17 protein-coding genes are annotated in these 19,077 nt (G+C 58.6%); 6 read left to right on the top strand and 11 right to left on the bottom strand.

Annotated features, from left to right (window positions below):
* Positions 1-32 precede the first annotated feature (32 nt).
* The 4 genes from glnH to FHS81_RS03305 all read left to right on the top strand — a co-directional run bounded on the left by glnH (position 33) and on the right by FHS81_RS03305 (position 3,287).
* On the top strand, positions 33-773 hold the full coding sequence (glnH, locus tag FHS81_RS03290) for a glutamine ABC transporter substrate-binding protein GlnH (protein WP_183750571.1): 741 nt from the start codon (positions 33-35) through the stop codon (positions 771-773).
* 75 nt (positions 774-848) lie between these two features.
* Positions 849-1,505, top strand: coding sequence for a glutamine ABC transporter permease GlnP (glnP, locus tag FHS81_RS03295; protein ID WP_183750572.1), 657 nt, complete (start codon positions 849-851; stop codon positions 1,503-1,505).
* On the top strand, positions 1,502-2,230 hold the full coding sequence (gene glnQ, locus FHS81_RS03300; protein WP_183750573.1) for a glutamine ABC transporter ATP-binding protein GlnQ: 729 nt from the start codon (positions 1,502-1,504) through the stop codon (positions 2,228-2,230). The genes glnP and glnQ overlap by 4 nt, the downstream gene beginning before the upstream one ends.
* Positions 2,220-3,287: a C45 family autoproteolytic acyltransferase/hydrolase gene (locus FHS81_RS03305; RefSeq protein ID WP_183750574.1), complete on the top strand. Its 1,068-nt coding sequence runs from the start codon at positions 2,220-2,222 to the stop codon at positions 3,285-3,287. The genes glnQ and FHS81_RS03305 overlap by 11 nt, the downstream gene beginning before the upstream one ends.
* 33 nt (positions 3,288-3,320) lie before the next feature.
* Here FHS81_RS03305 and FHS81_RS03310 read toward each other — a convergent pair whose 3' ends face one another.
* The 3 genes from FHS81_RS03310 to FHS81_RS03320 form a co-directional block, all read right to left on the bottom strand.
* Positions 3,321-4,370 carry an ABC transporter ATP-binding protein gene (locus FHS81_RS03310; protein WP_183750575.1) on the bottom strand — a complete coding sequence of 350 codons (1,050 nt, stop codon included), beginning with the start codon at positions 4,368-4,370 and terminating at the stop codon, positions 3,321-3,323.
* Positions 4,367-5,875 carry an ABC transporter permease gene (locus FHS81_RS03315; RefSeq protein WP_183750576.1) on the bottom strand — a complete coding sequence of 503 codons (1,509 nt, stop codon included), beginning with the start codon at positions 5,873-5,875 and terminating at the stop codon, positions 4,367-4,369. Before FHS81_RS03315 ends, FHS81_RS03310 begins: the two co-directional genes overlap by 4 nt.
* A gap of 86 nt (positions 5,876-5,961) precedes the next feature.
* On the bottom strand, positions 5,962-6,951 hold the full coding sequence (locus tag FHS81_RS03320) for an iron ABC transporter substrate-binding protein (RefSeq protein ID WP_183750577.1): 990 nt from the start codon (positions 6,949-6,951) through the stop codon (positions 5,962-5,964).
* Between the two features lie 576 nt (positions 6,952-7,527).
* Between FHS81_RS03320 and FHS81_RS03325 the strand changes: the two genes are divergently transcribed.
* Entirely contained in the window at positions 7,528-8,316 is a 789-nt protein-coding gene (locus tag FHS81_RS03325; protein WP_183750578.1) for a transporter substrate-binding domain-containing protein, read from the top strand.
* 88 nt (positions 8,317-8,404) lie between these two features.
* On the opposite strand, the gene FHS81_RS03330 is transcribed toward FHS81_RS03325, so the two are convergent.
* From FHS81_RS03330 to FHS81_RS03360, 7 genes are all read right to left on the bottom strand, one after another.
* Positions 8,405-9,277 (bottom strand): glycine betaine ABC transporter substrate-binding protein, encoded by an 873-nt coding sequence (locus FHS81_RS03330; protein WP_183750579.1) that lies wholly within the window; start codon positions 9,275-9,277, stop codon positions 8,405-8,407.
* Positions 9,278-9,338: 61 nt separating this feature from the next.
* Positions 9,339-10,226 carry an ABC transporter permease gene (locus tag FHS81_RS03335; protein ID WP_183750580.1) on the bottom strand — a complete coding sequence of 296 codons (888 nt, stop codon included), beginning with the start codon at positions 10,224-10,226 and terminating at the stop codon, positions 9,339-9,341.
* Between the two features lie 21 nt (positions 10,227-10,247).
* Positions 10,248-11,483, bottom strand: coding sequence for a glycine betaine/L-proline ABC transporter ATP-binding protein ProV (proV, locus tag FHS81_RS03340; protein ID WP_183750581.1), 1,236 nt, complete (start codon positions 11,481-11,483; stop codon positions 10,248-10,250).
* A 354-nt stretch (positions 11,484-11,837) separates the two neighbouring features.
* Positions 11,838-12,818 carry a DUF808 domain-containing protein gene (locus FHS81_RS03345; RefSeq protein ID WP_183750582.1) on the bottom strand — a complete coding sequence of 327 codons (981 nt, stop codon included), beginning with the start codon at positions 12,816-12,818 and terminating at the stop codon, positions 11,838-11,840.
* Between the two features lie 371 nt (positions 12,819-13,189).
* Positions 13,190-14,155, bottom strand: a complete 966-nt coding sequence (gene yfdV, locus FHS81_RS03350; protein WP_183750583.1) for a transporter YfdV — start codon at positions 14,153-14,155, stop codon at positions 13,190-13,192.
* Positions 14,156-14,227: 72 nt separating this feature from the next.
* Positions 14,228-15,370 carry a cupin domain-containing protein gene (locus tag FHS81_RS03355; protein WP_343052403.1) on the bottom strand — a complete coding sequence of 381 codons (1,143 nt, stop codon included), beginning with the start codon at positions 15,368-15,370 and terminating at the stop codon, positions 14,228-14,230.
* Positions 15,371-16,185: 815 nt separating this feature from the next.
* Positions 16,186-16,785 (bottom strand): hypothetical protein, encoded by a 600-nt coding sequence (locus tag FHS81_RS03360; RefSeq protein ID WP_183750584.1) that lies wholly within the window; start codon positions 16,783-16,785, stop codon positions 16,186-16,188.
* A 447-nt stretch (positions 16,786-17,232) separates the two neighbouring features.
* Between FHS81_RS03360 and FHS81_RS03365 the strand changes: the two genes are divergently transcribed.
* Entirely contained in the window at positions 17,233-18,267 is a 1,035-nt protein-coding gene (locus FHS81_RS03365) for an alpha/beta hydrolase (protein WP_183750585.1), read from the top strand.
* Here the strand turns inward: FHS81_RS03365 and FHS81_RS03370 are convergent, their stop codons facing one another.
* Positions 18,268-18,966, bottom strand: a complete 699-nt coding sequence (locus tag FHS81_RS03370; protein WP_210281509.1) for an esterase/lipase family protein — start codon at positions 18,964-18,966, stop codon at positions 18,268-18,270.
* Between the last annotated feature and the right edge of the window lie 111 nt (positions 18,967-19,077).

The following is a 19,077-nucleotide window of genomic DNA, read 5'->3' on the forward strand; positions in this document are numbered from 1 at the left end:
AATATTCTCAAAGTAAACAGAAGGGGACAATAATGAAAATCCGTCATCTCGCCGCCATGGCTTTCGCAGTCGCAGTCGGTTTTGTGCAGCCCGCGCAGGCCAAGGATCTGATCGTCGCCACCGACACGGCATTCGTGCCGTTCGAGTTCAAGGAAGGGGACAAGTACGTCGGGTTCGACATCGACCTGTGGGATGCCATCGCCAAGGAAATCGGCGTCACGTACAAGCTCCAGCCCATGGACTTCAACGGCATCATTCCTGCCTTGCAGACCAAGCAGGTGGATGCGGCGCTTGCAGGCATCACCATCAAGCCCGAGCGCCTGCGGGCAATCGACTTCTCCGACGGCTACTATGACAGCGGCCTCATGCTGATGGTGCCGGCCGACAGCGACATCAAGGGGCCTGAGGATCTGAAGGGCAAGACTCTCGCCGTCAAAACTGGCACGTCAACTGCCGATTACGCCAAGGAAAACTTCAAGGACACCGAGCTGCGTCAGTTCCCCAATATCGACAATGCCTACCTTGAGTTGCAGACGGGCCGTGTGGACGCCGCCATGCACGACACGCCCAACGTGCTCTACTACATCGCCACCGCAGGCCAGGGAAAAGTCAAAGCCGTTGGCGACCAGCTGATGGGCCATGAATACGGCATCGGCTTTCCCAAGGGCAGTGAACTGGTTGCCAAGGTCAACGAGGCTCTCGCCACGTTGAAGAAGGACGGACGCTACAACGAAATCTACAAGAAGTGGTTCGGCACGGAACCTAAGGGCTGATCCCTGAGGCTGATCTGATGAGCGGATGCGCCGGCATGGCCGGTGCATCCACCTCTCCTCAAGTGGAATGCTGCCATGGATTTTGAATGGTCTGTCATTGCGGACGCGATGCCTGCTTTGCTGAATGGCGCGCGTCTTACCATCCTGATCACGCTTTCGGGCCTTGCCGGGGGCCTGGTGATCGGTTTCGTCATGGGGCTGATGCGGGCTTTCGGCAACCGTATCGCCAACACCATCGCCTTTCTCTACGTTGAGCTGATCCGCGGCACGCCGATTGTCGTGCAGGTCATGTTCATTTACTTCGCGCTTCCGGTGCTGGCGGAAATCCGCGTCAATCCGCTGACCGCCGCTATCACCGCAATTGCCATCAACGCGGGTGCCTACATCGCGGAAATCGTGCGCGGCTCGTTTCTCTCGGTTCATAAGGGCCTGCGGGAAGCGGGGCTCGCCATGGGCCTGCCGATGTGGAAAGTGCTGCTGTACATCATCGGCCCCGTCGCGTTCCGCCGCATGATACCGCCGCTCGGCAACCAGTTCATCGTCAGCCTCAAGGATACGTCGCTGTTCATGGTCATCGGCGTTGGCGAGTTGACACGCCAGGGGCAGGAAATCATGGCGTCGAACTTCCGAGCCGTCGAGATCTGGACCGCTGTCGCAATCTTCTACCTGCTGATGACGGGCGTGCTGACCCTCGTTCTGCGCATAACCGAGAAGAGGATGCGGATCCTATGAGCATCGTCGAGTTCCGCAAGGTTACCAAGGCATTTGGCCCTGTGGTCGTGCTGCAAGAGGTCGACCTGTCCATTTCGGTTGGCGAGGTGGTGGTGCTGATCGGGCCGTCAGGGTCGGGCAAGTCCACGCTGCTGCGCTGCATCAATGCGCTTGAAGAAATCACCTCCGGCGATCTGATCGTCGACGGCATCAGCGTGCGCGCCGGCGGATCGAAGGTCCGCCTGATCCGTCAGGAGGCGGGCATGGTTTTCCAGCAGTTCAATCTGTTTCCGCAGATGACGGCGCTGGAAAACGTCGCCTTCGGCCTGCGGCATGTGCGCGGCATCGGTGGCAAGGAAGCCAACAAGCAGGCGAATGCATTGCTGGCAAAGGTGGGGCTGGCCGAGCGTGGCGGGCATTATCCGTCAGAGTTATCCGGCGGGCAGCAACAGCGTGTCGCCATCGCCCGGGCATTGGCCATCAAGCCGAAGCTGATGTTGTTCGATGAGCCGACCTCCGCGCTTGACCCTGAATTGCGGCACGAGGTGTTGCAGGTCATGCGGTCGCTGGCGGAAGAGGGGATGACCATGGTCGTGGTTACCCACGAAATGGCCTTTGCACGTCAGGTCGGCACGCGCCTCATCTTCATGGAAGGGGGCAAGATCACGGTCGACGGCGATCCCAAATCCCTGCTTGCCTCTCCGGACAATCCGCGTTTGCAGGAGTTTCTCCAGCATGTCGAATGATACGGGTTCAAGGCTTCAGTCCATCAGGATAGAAGGGTCATCCTACGACATCGGCGTGCAGCTTGGCCGGTTCGGAGCAGCCATCGTGCATAGCCATCTGGTGAAACGGCATGCGTGGGCATCCGTCATGCGTCATCGGCACCACCCGCGCGTGGCTGCCATGCGCGAGGCGGCTCAGGTTCGTTTCCCGGCCTATTGGCGCGAGCTGGAGGGGCTGGCTGATGGGCTCGGACTGCCCTTCGACGATGTGTTCCTGTGGAACAGCCGGGGCGATATCTGGGCAATGGCCCCGGAAGGCTGTACCACGGTGCAGATTCCCGGCGACGAGCCGATCGTGGCTCATAATGAAGACGGCGATCCTGCCATGCGCGGCCATTGCGCGCTCGCGCATGTCCGGCCGGCGGAGGGCTGGGCATTCACCGCGTTCGTCTATCCCGGCTCGCTGCCGGGGCACACGTTCGCGGCGACTGAAACCGGGCTTGTGCAGGCGGTGAACAACATCCGCTCGCTGTCGTCCGGGCCCGGCGTGCCGCGCATGGTGCTCGGCAGGGCGGTGCTGGACTGCGGGACGCTCGACGAGGCGTTGTTACTTCTGGAAACGTCACAGCGGGCAGGGGCATTTCATTTCACGCTGGCGCAGCGCGGCGACACGCGGGTATTCGGTGTCGAGTTCACCCACGCGGCTTGTTCGGTGCAGGAGGTCGCTCATCCCGCCTGCCACGCCAACCACCTCGTGCATCCGGACATGAGCGCCGAGTTGCAGGAAATCACCGGCTCGTCCAGATCCCGTCAGAACCGCGGCGATGCTATCATCGACGCGGCTCTGGCCGAGACGGTGCTTGATCCGTTGACCATCCTCCGGGATCGGGATGACGATGTCCTGCCTGTCTACCGCAGCCAGCCCGATGATCCGGATTACGAAAACACGCTGGCGACGGCTGTTTTCAGGATTGGGCAGACTTCGCTGAATTGGCGTGTCTATGACCGCGCGCAGGCAGAGCCGCGCTTTGTTGTCGGCGACGATCTCGTGCCGGTGGAGCCTGCTTCCGGGCAGTAAGAGCCGTTCTGGCATCTGCCCGGTTGGCAGGCGTCATCCGGGCGGCGCGTGCTCCAGCACCACGGCGGGGGCGTTCGCGGTCAGCGTGACGCGCTCGCCAATCGTCAGCGATGCTTCGGACATCACGTCGATCTGGTAACGGTTGCCGTCGATATCGACGAGATATGTCCAGTCATGCCCCTTGAAGTCGCGCCCGATCACCGTGCCTGGTCCGGTGGGAGAGGGGGTGATGGCAATCGTTTCCGGCCGCAGCGACAGCAGCACCCGGCCCGTGGCAGGTGATCCGAGCGCAACCGGGCCCATGGGCGTTGCGGCGACATCGCCGTTTGCGTCGGCCTCAACCAGATTGGTGCGGCCGAGAAACTCCGCCACAAAGCGGGTACGCGGCCGCTTGTAAACCTCTTGCGGGGTGCCAATCTGCTCGATGCCGCCCGCGCGCATCACTCCGATCCTGTCGGCGAACGACAGCGCCTCTTCCTGATCGTGGGTCACGAATATGACGCCGATGCCCGTCCCTTTGAGAATTTCACGGATTTCGCGGCGGGTGCTGTGGCGTAGCGCCGCGTCGAGATTGGAGAAGGGTTCGTCGAGCAGGATCAGCTTCGGCTTTGCCGCGAACGTGCGCGCCAGCGCCACACGTTGCTGCTGGCCGCCGGAGAGTTCGTCGGGATAACGCTCCCCCAACCCGGAAAGGCCGACCATATCGAGGTGGCGCGCAACCAACGCCGCGCGTTCCTCTCGCGTGACATTGCTTGTGCCGAACCCCACATTGGCCGCCACTGTGAGATGCGGAAACAGCGCATAATCCTGGAAAACCATGCCGATTTCCCGCTGATCCGGTGGCAGGGCCATGACCGAGCGGCCGTTGAGAGACACGTCTCCCGTATCGGCGGTTTCAAAACCGGCAATGATGCGCAAAGTCGTGGTTTTGCCGCAGCCGGAAGGGCCGATGAGTGCGAAAATCTCCCCCGGCTCCAGCCTGAAGCTGACATCGCGCACCACCCACTGCGCCGCGGGTGAGAAGCGCTTGCCAAGGCCGGTGACGGCCAGCAGCGTGTCGGCTGTCGGGGCGGGCTGACTCATTTCTGACCCTCGTAACGCAGAATAAGGCCGACGAACAGGCTGGAGAACAGCACAATGGCGGCGGCAAACGGGGCGGCCTCCGCCATCATGCCCTCGGACGTGCGGCTGAAAACGGTCATGGCCAGCGTGGTATAGCCGGCGGGCGCGAGCAGGAACGTGATCGGCAACTCCTTGACCACCACGATGAACACCAGCAGCGCCCCGGCGACGATGGGCGCCCGCAACAGTGGCAGCACGGTGCGCCGGAAGGCTCTGAACGGCGGATCGCCGAGGGAGCGCGCCACCTCTTCCGGCCGGGTGCCGATCTGTAGCAGCGCCGTGCGCAGCGGGCCGACGGGTAGCGCGAGAAATGTCATCGAACAGGCGAAGATCAGCAATGCAAGGCTCTGGTAGAGGAAGGGCGCGGAACGCAGCGCGAAGAACACCATCGCCAGGCCGAAAGTCAGCGGCGGAATGGCATAGCCGAGATAAACGAGCCGCTCGATGACGGTGGAGAAGCGCGACGGAAACCGCACCACGAGATAAACCACCGGCAGCGCCAGCACCGCCGCCAGCAGGGCCGACGGTGCGGCCACCGCGGCTGTTCGGCCAAAGGCCCGCCACAACTCTCCCATCAGCGCGACGAAATCGACATTCGATGCCGCGAGGGTCATCCAGTGGATCAGCACAAGCGTTGGCAGGCCGAGGGATGCGATGAATACAAAGCCAAGGAAGAGCCAGGCAAGCGGACGCCATTGCCCCAGCGGCACGGGCGCGGCGCGTCGCCGCACGCCTGTTCCGGTGCGCGCGTGCCGGCGGCGGCGTGTCAGCGCGGCCTCGCCCAGCACGAATGTCAGCGTCACGGCCAGCAGCATCAGCGACAGCCATGCGGCATAGATGCGGTCGAACGCGCCGGAATACTGCGTGAAAATTGCGTAGCTGAACACTTCATAGCGCATCAGCGCGATGACGCCAAAGTCCCCCAGCACATAAAGCCCGATGATCAGCCAGCCGGACATGATCGCGGGGATGAGATGCGGCAGAACAACCTGCCGAAAGGCCCCCCAACGGGAATGGCCAAGGCTGCGGGCGGTTTCCTCAAGCGCCGGATCAAGGCCAAGCAGCGCCGAGCGCAGGTTGAGGAAAAGGTAAGGGAATGTATAGAGCGAGAGCGCCAGCGTCGCACCGGCCAGTCCCTCGGGACGTGGCAGGCGGATGCCGAAGAAATGGTTGGCGAAACCGTAATAGCCGGACATGCCGATCAGCGCGTAAGCCATGACATAACCGGGGATCGCCAGCGGCAGCACGCTGACAATCGACAGCAGCCTCTTATGCCGCAAGTCGGAGCGCACCACGAGCCATGCCAGCGGCAGTGCGATAACCGTCACCACCGCCAGCACGGAAAAGGTCAGCAGCAACGTGTTGACCAGAAGCATGAGATTGCGCGCCCTGAACACGATCTCGCCGAGCGTAGCGGTATCGGCCTCCAGCGCTCTCAGCACGAGGTAGGCCATGGGCAGAAGCATGCCCGCCCCTATGACGAGGGCGGCGACGCGCAATATCAGGGGCGGGCGCCGGCCATCGTGCGCCCGCCATGCGGTAACCGGTGTACTCAGAGCAGGCCCGCCTCACGCAGGAGGGCGAGCGTGCCTTCGAGATCGGTCAGCTTGTTGATATCCACCGCAGGTGCGTTTTCGAGAACTTCCGCAATCGGCGGCAGGGTCGGGTTCTGGATCACGCCGCTGATGACGGGATATTCATTGCCCTGGGTCGTGATGTACTGCTGCGCGGCGGGCGAAAGCAGGTATTCGATGAAGCGCTGGGCGCCTTCCTTGTTGTCGCTGGCCGAAACAACACCGATACCGGCCACGTTGACCAGGTTGCCGACGTCGCCCTTGCCGAAGCCCGTCTGCGCGACGGGGAACTTGCTGTCGTTGGCGAGGTAGCGGCCAAGATAGTAGTTGTTCACGAGGCCGAAATCGATCTCGCCGTTGGCAATGGCCTCAAGCTGCGTGCCATTGTTGCGATACTTCTTGGCGTCATTGGCGACGAGGCCCTTGAGCCATTCGCGAACGGCATCGTCACCCTCGGCAACGCGGAAGGCCGTGAGGAATGCCTGGAACGAACCGTTGGTGGGCGCGAAGCCGACGCGGCCCTTGTACTTTTCGTTGGCGAGGTCCTTGATCGAAGCCGGCAGATCCTCGGGCTTCACGCGGTCCTTGGAGTAGACCAGCGTGCGCGTGCGTCCGCTGGTGGACACCCACTTGTTGTCCGCATTGCGGAACACGGGCAGAACGCCCTCGTTCACGGCTGCCGGAAGCTCGACGAAGACCGCATTGACCGCGCCCAGCGCGCCGCCATCCTGCGCCCAGAACACGTCGGCGGGAGACTTGTCGCCTTCCTCAAGCAGCAGGGTGGCGAGTTCCGACGTGCCGCCATAGCGCACGTCCACTTTCAGGCCCGTTTCCTGCTCGAACTGCTTGATGACCTGGCCCACCAGCGCTTCGCCGCGGCCGGAGTAAATCGTCAGGTCCTGTGCCGATGCCCAGCTCGGCAGGCTGAGGGCAAAGACAGTGAGACCGGCGGTGATCAGCTTTTTCATGGTAACGAAATCTCCCCCAATAATAAGATCATGGCTACCGGCAGGTCAGGATTAACGGCGCATTTATTTTTAACTATTCTAATTAAATTCACAATAGATCAACCTGCAAGCTGCCTATACAACCGATATATCGTGATAAGCATTGCAGCACAAGTTTATATGATCGGCGGGATGTGCATATCCGCAATTTATGTAGTTTTATTATTTAAATCTGCGGTATGTATGGGAATGGTATTCATTCTTATATTCAATTTTAAATTGCTGTAAATTCAGATCCGCACCATGAAACGCGCGCCAAAATAATATTCAGGCAAATTATCCGATCAGACGGGCTTCAGGATCCATTGAACATGCGCGTGTGGGCAAGGGCAACGAAACGCCCGGCAGTTGATGCGACATACCTTGAAGCGCCCGATCCATTCGGCTACGCAGAAGTCCGCGCGGTCCTTGATCGAACTCGTTGAGAACGGTCGAAAACAGCGGGCGTTGCCTCGTCGGAGGGGACGCCGGAGGCAGTGTCCCTTTGGCTCTGAAAATGCGTTAACTGTTTAAAAATACAAGAAGAAAGGAAACACCATGCAAACAATCACCCGCCGGCTCGCGATGGTCGCGGCTTGCCTTGTCATAAGCACCGCCGGCCTTGGGTCTGCCGCTGTCGCAGGTCCGCGTCTGGACCGCATCACGGAGAGCAAGACGCTGCGCGTTGGCACGCCCGGGGATTATCGTCCTTTCGCCATCAAGGCAGGTGACGGCTATGAGGGGCACGATATCGACATCATTGAGAAGCTTGCGACTGATCAAGGGTGGACCATCGAATACGTCCAGACCTCGTGGCCGAACCTGATGGCAGACCTTCAGGCCGACAAATTCGATGTGGCTGTCGGCGGCATCACGCGCAACGCCAACCGCATCGGCAAGGTCGCCATGCTGCCGGGCTATGCGTCGTTCGGCAAGGTCGCGCTTGTGCGGCGCGAGGATGCGGACAAGTTCAAGGCGCTGGAAGATCTGAACAAGCCGGACGTGCGCGTCATCAAGAACCCCGGTGGCACCAACGAGGCGTTCGTTCTGGCCAACCTTGGCAATGCCCAGGTGAGCACGCACGAAAAGAATGCCGAAATCCCGGCCCTGATCGCCGAAGGCAAGGGCGATGTCATGATCACCGAGACCTATGAGGCGCTGCACTACAGCAATGCCGATCCGCGTCTGGCCGCGATTTTCATCGACGATCCGCTCACTCCCGAGAGCTTCCTCGGCTTCATGCTGCCTGTCGACGATAACGACTATCTGCGCGTCATGGAATTCGCTTGGGATCTCAACGACAAGCGCGGTGAGCTGGATAACGCTGCCGAACGCTGGCTGAAGTAAGAATAAAGCTGGCCAGGACAAGTCCTGGCCAGCTTGTTCCGTGGCTATAAGGGCCACTTGCTATGTCATCACACCAAGCGCGGCAATTTTACTGCGCGGTGCCCAACCAGGCCTTGATCTGGTCAGGATGCTTCTCGATGTAGCTCTGAATGGCCTGATCGTAGGAGGTGTTCTGAGCCTCGTACATGCCGTTCTGCAGATCCTCAATCGGCAGTTTCATGCGCGACAGGAACTCGGCAACCTTGGGGTTGTCTTCCTTGAAGCCCTTGCGTGCAAGAATATCGACGTGCTCTGCCTCACCAAGAGCGTTCTTGGGGTCGTCGAGGTAACGCAGCTCATACTTGCCGAACGCCCAATGCGGGCTCCAGAGCGTCGCGACGAACCAGTCGTCGGAACGGATGGCGCGGTCGATGGTCGTCAGCATGCCCGCCTCGCTGGAAATCTGTAGCCTGTAGCGGTTCAGGTCATAGTCCTTCACGGCAGCCTCGGACAGGCGCGTCAATCCTGCTCCCGGATCGATACCCTCGATGCGGCCTTTCAGCTTCTCGCGAACATCGTCCTTTTTCAGGTCTTCGATGGAGCTGATCGCGTCCTCTGGAATATAGGCCGGCACGGCCCAGCCCAGCTTGGCTCCGTCGTAGACGGTTCCCAGGGTATCGACCTTATCCTTGACGCGCGCGAAATAGTCGGCATGCGTCTGCGGCAGCCACGCCATCATCATCGCGTCGACATCTCCGCGGCTGACACCCTGATACAGCGGAGCGATATCGACCTGAATCAGCTCAACCTTCTGGTCGTAGTTGTCCTGGATGAGCTTCGCGGCCAGCTTGGTGACGAACTCGCCGTCCGCCCATGCGGACCAGCCGAGCTTGACCGGCTTGGTGTCCTGCGCCATCGCGGAGGAGGGAACGCTGCCGAGCAGAACCGCAGCCAGACCCATGGAAACGAGTGTTTTAAACATACCTGCTCCTTTTCAGAATGAGCGAATTAATCAGCGTGTATTGTCGTAAGCGCGGGTGAGGTCAGGTCGCGGGTTGCGCGACCTCCTGCTCAGTCTTCGCGGGCTTGCGGAAAAGCACCTGCCAGAAGTTGGCACCCTGCTTGCCGAGGCTCTGCGTGAGCCGGTCCAGAATGACCGCGAGGATCACAACGGCGATACCGCCTTCAAATCCGGTGCCGACATCCAGCCGCTGAATACCCGTCAGCACGGTGTTGCCCAGACCGCCGGCGCCGATCATCGACGCGATCACCACCATCGACAGCGACAGCATGATCGTCTGGTTGATGCCCGCCATGATGGAGGGCAGGGCATTCGGCAGTTGCACCTTGAACAATAGCTGCGATGCGGTGCAGCCGAAGGCATTGCCGGCCTCGATATATTCGGCAGGCACCTGCCGGATGCCGAGGTTGGTCAGCCTGACGACCGGCGGCATGGCGAAGATCACTGTTGCAATCGTGCCGGGCACCGCGCCAAGGCCAAAGAACATTGCGGCCGGAATCAGATAGACGAAGGCGGGCATCGTCTGCATCAGATCCAGCACAGGCCGCGTGATGGCTGCGACCCGGTCGCTGCGCGCCATGGCGATGCCGAGCGGCAGGCCGATGACGATTGCGATCAGCGTTGAAGCGATCACCAGCGACAGCGTGCTCATCATCTCCGGCCAGAGCTGCATATGCTCAACCAGCCAGAGCGAGACGGCCGTAAAGATGGCGAAGCCCACGCCAACGCGCCAGAGCGCGAGAATGACAAAAATTGCCAGAGCGGCAGGCATGGGAATAGCAAGCAGGAATTCCTGAATGTTATTCGTCACAAAGCCAATAACCGCCGAAATGAAGTCCAGCGTCGAGCCGAAATTGTCTTGAATGTAATTGACAATACTATCGACGCCGTTTCCGATGTTAAAGTTCATCCGTCCGTCCGTTCCTAGATGTCAGGTCGTTCTGTCGAGCGTTTCAAGAAGCGCCGACTTGGTGATGGAACCGACATAACGGTTTCTCTCGTCGACCACCGGCACAGGCGATGAGCTGCTGGCCACCCTGCCCAGAACATCCGACAGCGGTTCGCTGGCCAGAATTGGTTCCACATCGGTCAGAAAAGCGTTCCGGTAAGGGTCAATAACCTTGTTGCGGATATTGTCGACCAGCGATGTCCGGCTCACGATGCCGTGGAACGTCCTGTCACGGCCGAGAATAATCGCATATTCGCGGTCATAACTCTTCATGCGCTCCAATGTAGCGGCGGCCGAAACGCCTTGCCTTTCGATAAGGGTCACCTGGGTCTGGCGCGCGATGTCGCCTGCCTTGAACACCCGCGAAACGTCGACGTTGCGGAAGAACGAACGGACGTAATCGTTGGCCGGATTGAGCACGATGTCATCGGGGGTGCCGATCTGCACAACATTGCCGTTTTCAACAATGCAAATCCGGTCGCCGATGCGCATGGCCTCGTCGAGATCGTGGCTGACGAATACGACAGTGCGGCTATGTTCACCCTGAAGACGCACCAGTTCGTCCTGCATCTCCGTGCGGATCAGGGGATCGAGCGCGGAAAACGCTTCATCCATCAGCAGGATCGTCGGCTCGCTGGCAAGGGCGCGGGCAAGCCCTACACGCTGCTTCATGCCGCCGGAGAGTTGGTCGGGATGGCTTTCCGCATAGCCTTCGAGGCCGACGGCGCGCAGCGCATTAAGCGCCTTTTCCTTCCGCTCGCTCTCGCCAATGCCCGCGACCTCAAGGCCGAAAGCGGCATTCTGCAGGACGTTGCGGTTCGGTAGCAGCGCGAAAGACTGAAACACCATGCTGATGTCACGCCGGCGCAGGTCGATCAGCTCGCGGGACGATATCTGAGTGACATCTACGCCATCGATTTCGATGGCGCCGGCGGTCGGTTCGATCAGCCGGTTGAGCAGGCGCAGAAGAGTCGATTTCCCGGATCCGGACAATCCCATGATCACAAAGATTTCGCCGGCCATGATGTCGAAACTGGCATCGTTGACGCCAACAGAACATCCGGTATCGGCAAGAATCTCGGGCTTGCTTCTGCCGCTTTTTAACTGTTCGAGCGCGGTTTCAGGGCGCTCGCCAAAAATCTTATAAACGTTTTTCAGACTGATCTTGATTGGACTGGCTGCTGGCGCAGCCGCATCTTTTTCAATTGTCAAATCCATATGTGCAATGCCCAGCTCAACAGCGAAGGCACTCTCCTCATGTTATAATCCGCAGCCACGGATAACAAATATCCGCGCTACGAATATGTCAGTTGATTCTTTGACAGCGACAGAGGAGCCGCCGACTGTTTTGAGTGCCAGCGCCTGCCCTTTGAATGTAGTCAAAAGAACAGCGAATTCCGAGAGCGTTGAGCACTCAATGTCTACGAGCTCAACACTCATCACAGGCAAAAACAATGCCTTTTTACAGTGATAAACGTCAAATGTCCATCAAAAAAACAAAATTCAACGTAACACGCCGATAAGTGCCTCTTAGAGCAGCAGATTTATGGCGCTGCAATAAGGTGTCGAAACTCAGGCTCCTTTCAGCATGCCTGTTGCGCGTTTCCAGATCGGCGCCACGCAATAGCTCACGATCGGGATCGCCAGTCCGCCCAATACCAGACCGAAAATGGCCGAGCTTGCCGCACCGGCAAACCAGCCAAAAATAGGACCGGCGACCTCTTCCGCTGCGACGGAAAGGTCGTGGACGATATGGGCGCCGCCTGCCAGCCCGAACTGCTCCAGGCCGTGCAGCACGATGCCGCCTCCCACCCATAACATCGCAATCGTGCCGATTGTTCCCAGTCCTTTTAAAAGTCCGGGCATGGCTTTCACGATCCCGCGCCCGATGGCGCGGATCACGCTGCCGCTCATGGAGCGCCAGGTGACGCGCGACAGCATGAGGCCGAAATCGTCCGCCTTGACGATAAGCGCCACCACGCCATAAACGCCAAGCGTGATGCCGATGCCGACAATGCCGAGGATGACGGCCTGCATCTGCCATGACGCATCCGGGATCACGCCCAGGGTAATCGCCATGATTTCCGCCGACAGGATGAAATCTGTCTTGATGGCGCTGGCCACGCGCTGATCTTCCAGCGTGCTGGCATCCGTCGCTATCGGCTCCAGCGTTTCTTCGTGCTCGTGCGCTGCATGCGGAACGATGACCTGAAAGACCTTCTCCGCCCCTTCATAAGCAAGATAGAGGCCGCCAAGCATCAGCAGGGGGGTGATGACCTGCGGCAGCACGAGGCTCAGGATAACGGCTGCCGGGAGCAGAATGAGCAGTTTGTTGCGGAGCGAACCCATGGCAATTCGCACGACGATGGGAATTTCGCGCGCTGCCGAAAAGCCGGTGACGTAGCGCGGCGTAACCGCGGTGTCGTCGATGACCACGCCGGCTGCTTTCGTGCCGGCTTTCACCGCCTGCGTCGCGACATCGTCCAGAGAAGCGGCGGCAACCTTTGCCAGAGCCGCGATATCGTCAAGAAGTGCTATCAGGCCCAGGCTCATTGCCGCCTCACACAGGTTTCATGATAAAGGTGATATACGCCGCACGGCATGGCAACAAAATGACCTCGGCGGCGACAGGTTCCATGCGGTTATTATAGAAATAACGTTAAGGCTGAGGTGTGGTCTGGACACCCATAACTTCACTGGCTTTTGTGGGGGGCTCTGCCTCGACCAGAAGCGTCCTGGCATCGAGGTGCGGCAGGCGGCTTTCCTCTTTCGTTCCACGCGCCGAAGCGACATAGAGCGCAAATACAACGCAGAATTTGCCTCCAGATCGAATTGCAGGCCTGCGATAGTCTCGAAACAAGAAACGCACGTTCCGATAAAGTCGGAACGTGCGTTATCGTTTCCATAATATCGCGGAAGCTGCGTCAGCTTCCGGCGAGCCTTGCCAGATAGACCCACACCGGCGCTGCGACGATGAAGCCGAGCACGCTGACCGCCAGCGATGAGGTTCCCGTGCGCGTATACACCTGAAACCGGCTGGAGATGATGATTCCGGAAAATGCCGGCGGCAGTGCCACGCTGAGAACCAGCATCTGAAGGATCAGCGAGTCGAGTCCCGCAGCCCAGCCCGCGATCAGGAACAGGCCCGGCATCAGGACAAGTTTGAAGAACGTATTGTACGCAACTTCCCAATCCAGCTCGATCTTGTAAGCGGCAAGGGTCAGGCCCGCAGCAAACACGGCGACGCTGGAGTTGGCCTTGGCCAGCAAGTCAAACGTCGGGTCGACCTCATCGGGCACCTTGATGCCGACAAGCACCAACGCCACGGCGAGAATCGGAACCCACACCACCGGCTCTTTGAGCGAGGCAAGCAAAGCATTGCCTTGCGACGCGCCGCCGGCAGACTTGTCACCGCCACCGCCTGCGTTAAGCAGGTAAAGGCCGATCGGGATGGTTATCGCGTTCACCACAATGGCAACGATTGCGATGACAAGGCCGGTTTCGACGCCGGTTCCGTAAAGCGGATCAAGCACCGCGTAACCGAGAAAGCCAATGGTCGGCGAGCCCGCGATCAGCGCGCAGACAGCTCCTTCGGCCTTGGTCCGTTTGAAGAACAGCTGAACGGTAAAGTAAGAGACCATGAAAAGAGCAACCAGCCCGACTAGCGAGATAATGCTCAGTGCCGCGTTCTCAACCAACATCGCCCGGTCTGCGCGGACAATCGAAACAAACAAAGCCGCGGGCAGGGCGAAATCCAGAACCAGCTTGTTAAAGACGCGCGCCTGATCTGCCTGGAAGGCATTCACCTTGCCGGCCGCATAACCCAAAATCATCACGACGATGATCGGGATAAGATCGAACACCAGCATCTTGGACATGAACTCTTCCATGTCTGCTCCTTTTTAACATGCAAATGAGCACGCCGTTGTTGAAGCGGGGGCTCCGTAGCCCCCGCTTCATGTTCAACCCTTGGTGACAGGCTGGCGCGTGGCACGCAGCGATGAGATCAGCGGATCGCCAACATCAAGGTGGCCCTCAACCAGGTGCTTGGGTGTCAGAGCAAGCCAGTTGTTGAGCGAGATGTCTTTATATTCGCTTTTGTGGAAAATGTTCAGCACACGCACCGGCTCGTCGCCCGTATTCTCGATGTAGTGAGCGAGCGTCTTCGGAATATAGCCAACATCGCCAGCCACATAATCGAAGGTGCGAGCATTGTTGACAGCATCGAACACGGTTACGCGCGCTTTTCCGCTGATGTAATACTGCAGCTCGTCTGCATCGGGATGCCAGTGGATTTCACGCAGGCCACCCGGCTCCAGATCAATGAATAGAGCTGCGAGTTCGGTAGCGGGGAACGTGCGCGAATCGACCACCTGGGTAGCGCCGCCCGGATAAGGAGTCGGTGCAATCTCGGAGGCGCGGAAAACGTATTTATCGGTAAACGTTACAGCACCCAGCTCCGCACGGACCTGCTCCAGCGGCGGCGGAACGGGCTGACGGAAGATGTACTTCTCTTCAGCCGGAATGCCGTTAAAGGCTTCGACGGGTACGCCAAAGTTCTTCGCCAGCACCTCACGCGGGGTGTGTGCGAACAGCTCGGTGACCAGAAGTGTCTGATTCTCGGAGAAGTTGCCGTCATTGAAAACGAGAACGAATTCAGTGCCTTCTTCGTCAAGGCCCTGAATGGCGTGCGGGAAACCTGCCGGGGCGAACCAGAGATCGCCCGGTCCCAGATCCTCAATCAGCGTCTGGCGCTGATCGTCAACCAAGTAGAAGCGGACCCGGCCCTTGAGGACATATGCCCATTCGCCTTCCTTGTGCCAGTGCAGCTCACGCACCACGCCGGCCGGCAGGCGCATGTTGACGATGGCCAGCTCTTCCAGGCTACCCAGCTCACGATGCGTGACCTCACGTGCCCAGCCGCCATCTTCAAGACGGTTGTGGGCAAGGGCGAAAGGAAACTTCAAGTTGGGAATGCCGCCATGATCCGTCTCCGGCGGAAGCAGAATATCGGGATTCTGCGCTTCAACCTCAGGGTTGCGGGGGCCGAGAACGTTCGCGCCCTTATCGCCGCGGATGGGTTGCTTCAGATCGATATCAGACACTCTCAGTCTCCTTCATCATAATTACTTGAATCAGCGCCAGGAAGTATAGGTATCCTCGCATCATGACGCTGATATTTCAACGGAAATAAGTCAAATATATAATATCCATATATTTGAATATGCGATATGTGTCTGCCGATTAATTCAATCTATCTCTTCCAACCTCAGTTGGAGTGCGCACAGTGATGATATTTAAAAGGTCATAACTTAAAATAGATATATAAATTCTATTATAAAATTAGAAAGCTGTTTGATAAAAGTAATGTAAGTTCATTTAGTTTTTATTATAAGATGATGCATATATCTGTTGTATTGATGTCAGAGGTTTCCAGCCTGTCAGGCTGTATGGACGGATTTTCACATGAGGAGTGCCCGGGTTTGCCCCTGAAGTCGATTCGGGGGCGACAGGAGCTACGCCAGCAAGGCTAACCGGCAGGCGGCGCGGTCACGCGGTATCATCCCCGTCATTCCGCGAAGGACGAACGAGAAGGACAAGCCGGGATTTTTCATAAAGGCCATCTACAAAGGCGCGCACGTATCGAGCAGGCAGTCGGAATGCTCAAGCGCTTCAAGCGTGTCGCCCTACGACGCGAGAAGACCAGACACAACTTCGCATCCATCGCCGCGCTTGCAGCGGGGGTCGCCTGGGCCAAATCCGTCAGCACTGTCCAGGAGCCTCTGACAAACCTTCGCCGGCGCAACCAGTATCGATTGCGTTCGGCCCCTTGCAGGATGGCCAAATGTATTCGACCATCCTCAATCCCAGGGTTTTATTGGAGGCCCCTGATCAGAGTCAGCACGCCTGCTTGTCATGTTCAGGATGTCGCTGCTTCATATTCATTTTCGTCTTCGCTTTCGCTGGCGAATATATTGAGTTCGATAACTCCGAAGCAGACGATCCAAAGAAGTGCGTCGTATAACTCCAGAAGAGCGTGGGCGCTTTGGTCCACGACGAGACCGTCATAAGCCCACCAGATTGCAACTCCGAAGAGGATCGCATAGAGAACTCCCTTCACGAGATTGCGGATGCGCCATTCCAGCCCGCCGTACTCGCCCGGCACATGGACATCATATGAAATCGCCGCACAGACGCAGAGCCATGCGGAAGCATTGATGAAATCAGCCCATTGCTCCACCTGCCAGTAGCTCCAGGTGGCATAAATAGCAAAGGCGTAGCCCATGAATTGCAGTGTCCAGAGTATATATTTTTCGAGCGGAGAACTGTAATCCTCGTCTGAGGTTGAGGTCTCGTATTCGAAAGATCCAAGCAGGAGCATCCAACCAAGCGAGTCGATTGCTTCGTGCGGTTCGCCGAAAATCAGAAAAAGACCGATATTAAGGACCAGAAGGCCATAAACCACATATTTGAAAATCGTAAAGCGGAGTGATTGCGTCGGACTAGCTGACATGCTCATGACCGTTATTATCCATTGCGGCATCCAGAGCGCAACATACGTCGCTGTTATGCCGGGCCGATGACATTCCAGGAGCGTCATGGGGCAATGGAGCGGTAATGTGGTGCGCATGAGTTGGTCGTATGTCCGAGACAGCCAGTGACGATCACGTAAAAGAACGTAGGTGTGGAGGTCGTTATGCCCGTGCATAGCGCATTACAGCAGGCGCTGCCCCCAATGCGACAAGCTGGTGTTGCGAGGTTGTCGTGACGATTTAATTCTGGGGATTCCCAAAGCGGCGCACATCATGAGCACGATCGTCCGCGGCCATCGACATGATGAATTGCTCTTCCTCGGTGTGCGAAGAGGCTTTGTATGACGCGCGTCTGCGATTTGATAAAGGTGTTTTGGTTCGATATCGTGCTGACTTTAAACTCTCTGCGAAACAACCGGAACTTTGAATAAGTCATGCCAGAATGGGTTATATGGTCCGGCGTGTTTTTGGCCGGTGCTGTGGCGATCTACCTGTTGCTCGCTCTGGCGCTGATTGCGATCTCGCAACCCAAGACTTCGCATCCGACGGGCGAGGGCATTGATTTCAATTCAGCGATAGCGGCGGATTATGCCGATATGCCGACATTGAAAACGGTTCCGGCGAGAGACGGAGAGGGACTACGCTACAGAATTTATGGCGACGCGGCTGCGGCCCGCAGGCTGGTTGTGCTCATTCACGGTTCAGGCTGGCACGGCATGCAGTTCCATACGATGGCGCGTTGGCTCGCCGTGGAAGCGACTGCACTCGTCGTTGTGCCGGATCTGCGCGGCCATGGCGATAGTCCCCGGCGGCGGGGTGACATCGACTATATCGGTCAGTTGGAAGATGATCTCGCTGACCTGATCGAATCGATGGTCAAGCGTGTGGCGGGGCTCCCCGTCATCGTGGGCGGTCACTCTTCCGGCGGCGGGCTGGCGGTTCGTTTTGCCGGAGGCGATCATACAGGCAAGGTGGATGGCTATGTTCTGCTGGCTCCATTTCTGAAATACAATGCGCCAACCGTCAGGCGTGGTTTACAGTCATGGGCATCCGCTGCGATACCTCGCATCATCGGGCTGTCCATGCTCAACGCTGTCGGGATTACTGCTTTCAATCATTTACCCGTCATCGCGTTTGCTATGCCGCGGCAAGTGCTGGAGGGTCCCTATGGCGCGACGGTTACCGGGCGATACTCCTATCGGCTGAACACGTCCTTTGCGCCGCGTTCCGACTATCGGCGCGATCTCGCCTGCATCCGAAAGCCCCTGTTCGTGGTTGCGGGGGATGCCGATGAGGCGTTCGACGCCGCCCGATACGAACCGCTGATCGCCGCGCAGACCGCCACCGGCGAATATGCCGTGGTTCCTGGCGTAAATCATATTGAACTGCTGGCGGATCAGGCGACGTTGGTGCTGATCCGGGACTGGATCGACCGTCACTTTCCGATTTCAGCGAAAGAACAGCGGTGATTACCACTGCATGATGCGCCGGAAAGCCTCATCCATGGTGAGTTCAGGAATGAAACGCCCATCGCGCAGGTAGGAAAGCGTTTGCGCAATCGCCAGCGGGTTGTTCATGATGAAGGTATGGCTGGCGTGCAGGACGATGTGATCGCGCATGCCTTCGAGTTTCGTGCTGTCGACGGACACCTTGCCGTCATTCGGGCCGTGGAAGAACATTGATGTCAGCGGGTTTAGCGACACGTCGCCGGCGATGATGCCGACATCGAAATGCGCCGGGCCGAGGCGGTTTGGAATACTCTCCGGGTCTGTGCCGAGTTCCAGGCCAGCCGGCCCGTTCATGGTGCCGAACAGCGATAGATCCTTGAACGCGTCGACGAGTTCGGAGCCGTGGTTGGGCGGCGCCAGCATGATGACCCGCCCCAATCGTCGCGGCATGTCGGTCTCTGTCGATTCAGTGCCGGTTGCGAGGTCCGTCCGTCCGGCGAGCCAGCCGCGCACCAGAATGCCGCCCATGGAATGAGTAACAAAATGCACCGTCTTTGCGGGGCCGCAGGACGCGATGGAATCGCTGACATAAGCCAGCAGATCCTCGATCGATGCCTCGGTGGAGGGATAGGTCTTGTTGACGACAGTATAATCGAAGGCGTGTAGAACCTCTTCCATCAACGTGAATGAAGCCTGAGTGCGCGCCAGCCCGTGCAGCATGACGATGCAATCGCCGGCAGCCGATACAGGTCCCGCGGGTGGCGGCGGCCGGAATCGCGATGAGAAAGGGCAAAACCAGCAGGCGCTTCATGCGGCGGATTCCAGAAGTTA

Source organism: Pseudochelatococcus contaminans (assembly GCF_014195635.1).
In the GTDB taxonomy this organism is placed as follows: domain Bacteria; phylum Pseudomonadota; class Alphaproteobacteria; order Rhizobiales; family Beijerinckiaceae; genus Pseudochelatococcus; species Pseudochelatococcus contaminans.

Bases quoted from the DNA above. Each gene is read 5' to 3' on its own strand.
- FHS81_RS03305 (WP_183750574.1), top strand. From the start codon at position 2,220: ATGTCGAATGATACGGGTTCAAGGCTTCAGTCCATCAGGATAGAAGGG.
- yfdV (WP_183750583.1), bottom strand. From the start codon at position 14,155: ATGGAAGAGTTCATGTCCAAGATGCTGGTGTTCGATCTTATCCCGATC.
- FHS81_RS03325 (WP_183750578.1), top strand. From the start codon at position 7,528: ATGCAAACAATCACCCGCCGGCTCGCGATGGTCGCGGCTTGCCTTGTC.
- FHS81_RS03345 (WP_183750582.1), bottom strand. From the start codon at position 12,818: ATGAGCCTGGGCCTGATAGCACTTCTTGACGATATCGCGGCTCTGGCA.
- FHS81_RS03360 (WP_183750584.1), bottom strand. From the start codon at position 16,785: ATGAGCATGTCAGCTAGTCCGACGCAATCACTCCGCTTTACGATTTTC.
- glnH (WP_183750571.1), top strand. From the start codon at position 33: ATGAAAATCCGTCATCTCGCCGCCATGGCTTTCGCAGTCGCAGTCGGT.
- FHS81_RS03315 (WP_183750576.1), bottom strand. From the start codon at position 5,875: ATGCTTCTGCCCATGGCCTACCTCGTGCTGAGAGCGCTGGAGGCCGAT.
- FHS81_RS03370 (WP_210281509.1), bottom strand. From the start codon at position 18,966: ATGCTGCACGGGCTGGCGCGCACTCAGGCTTCATTCACGTTGATGGAA.
- FHS81_RS03310 (WP_183750575.1), bottom strand. From the start codon at position 4,370: ATGAGTCAGCCCGCCCCGACAGCCGACACGCTGCTGGCCGTCACCGGC.
- FHS81_RS03330 (WP_183750579.1), bottom strand. From the start codon at position 9,277: ATGTTTAAAACACTCGTTTCCATGGGTCTGGCTGCGGTTCTGCTCGGC.
- proV (WP_183750581.1), bottom strand. From the start codon at position 11,483: ATGGATTTGACAATTGAAAAAGATGCGGCTGCGCCAGCAGCCAGTCCA.
- FHS81_RS03320 (WP_183750577.1), bottom strand. From the start codon at position 6,951: ATGAAAAAGCTGATCACCGCCGGTCTCACTGTCTTTGCCCTCAGCCTG.
- FHS81_RS03335 (WP_183750580.1), bottom strand. From the start codon at position 10,226: ATGAACTTTAACATCGGAAACGGCGTCGATAGTATTGTCAATTACATT.
- FHS81_RS03365 (WP_183750585.1), top strand. From the start codon at position 17,233: ATGCCAGAATGGGTTATATGGTCCGGCGTGTTTTTGGCCGGTGCTGTG.
- glnP (WP_183750572.1), top strand. From the start codon at position 849: ATGGATTTTGAATGGTCTGTCATTGCGGACGCGATGCCTGCTTTGCTG.
- glnQ (WP_183750573.1), top strand. From the start codon at position 1,502: ATGAGCATCGTCGAGTTCCGCAAGGTTACCAAGGCATTTGGCCCTGTG.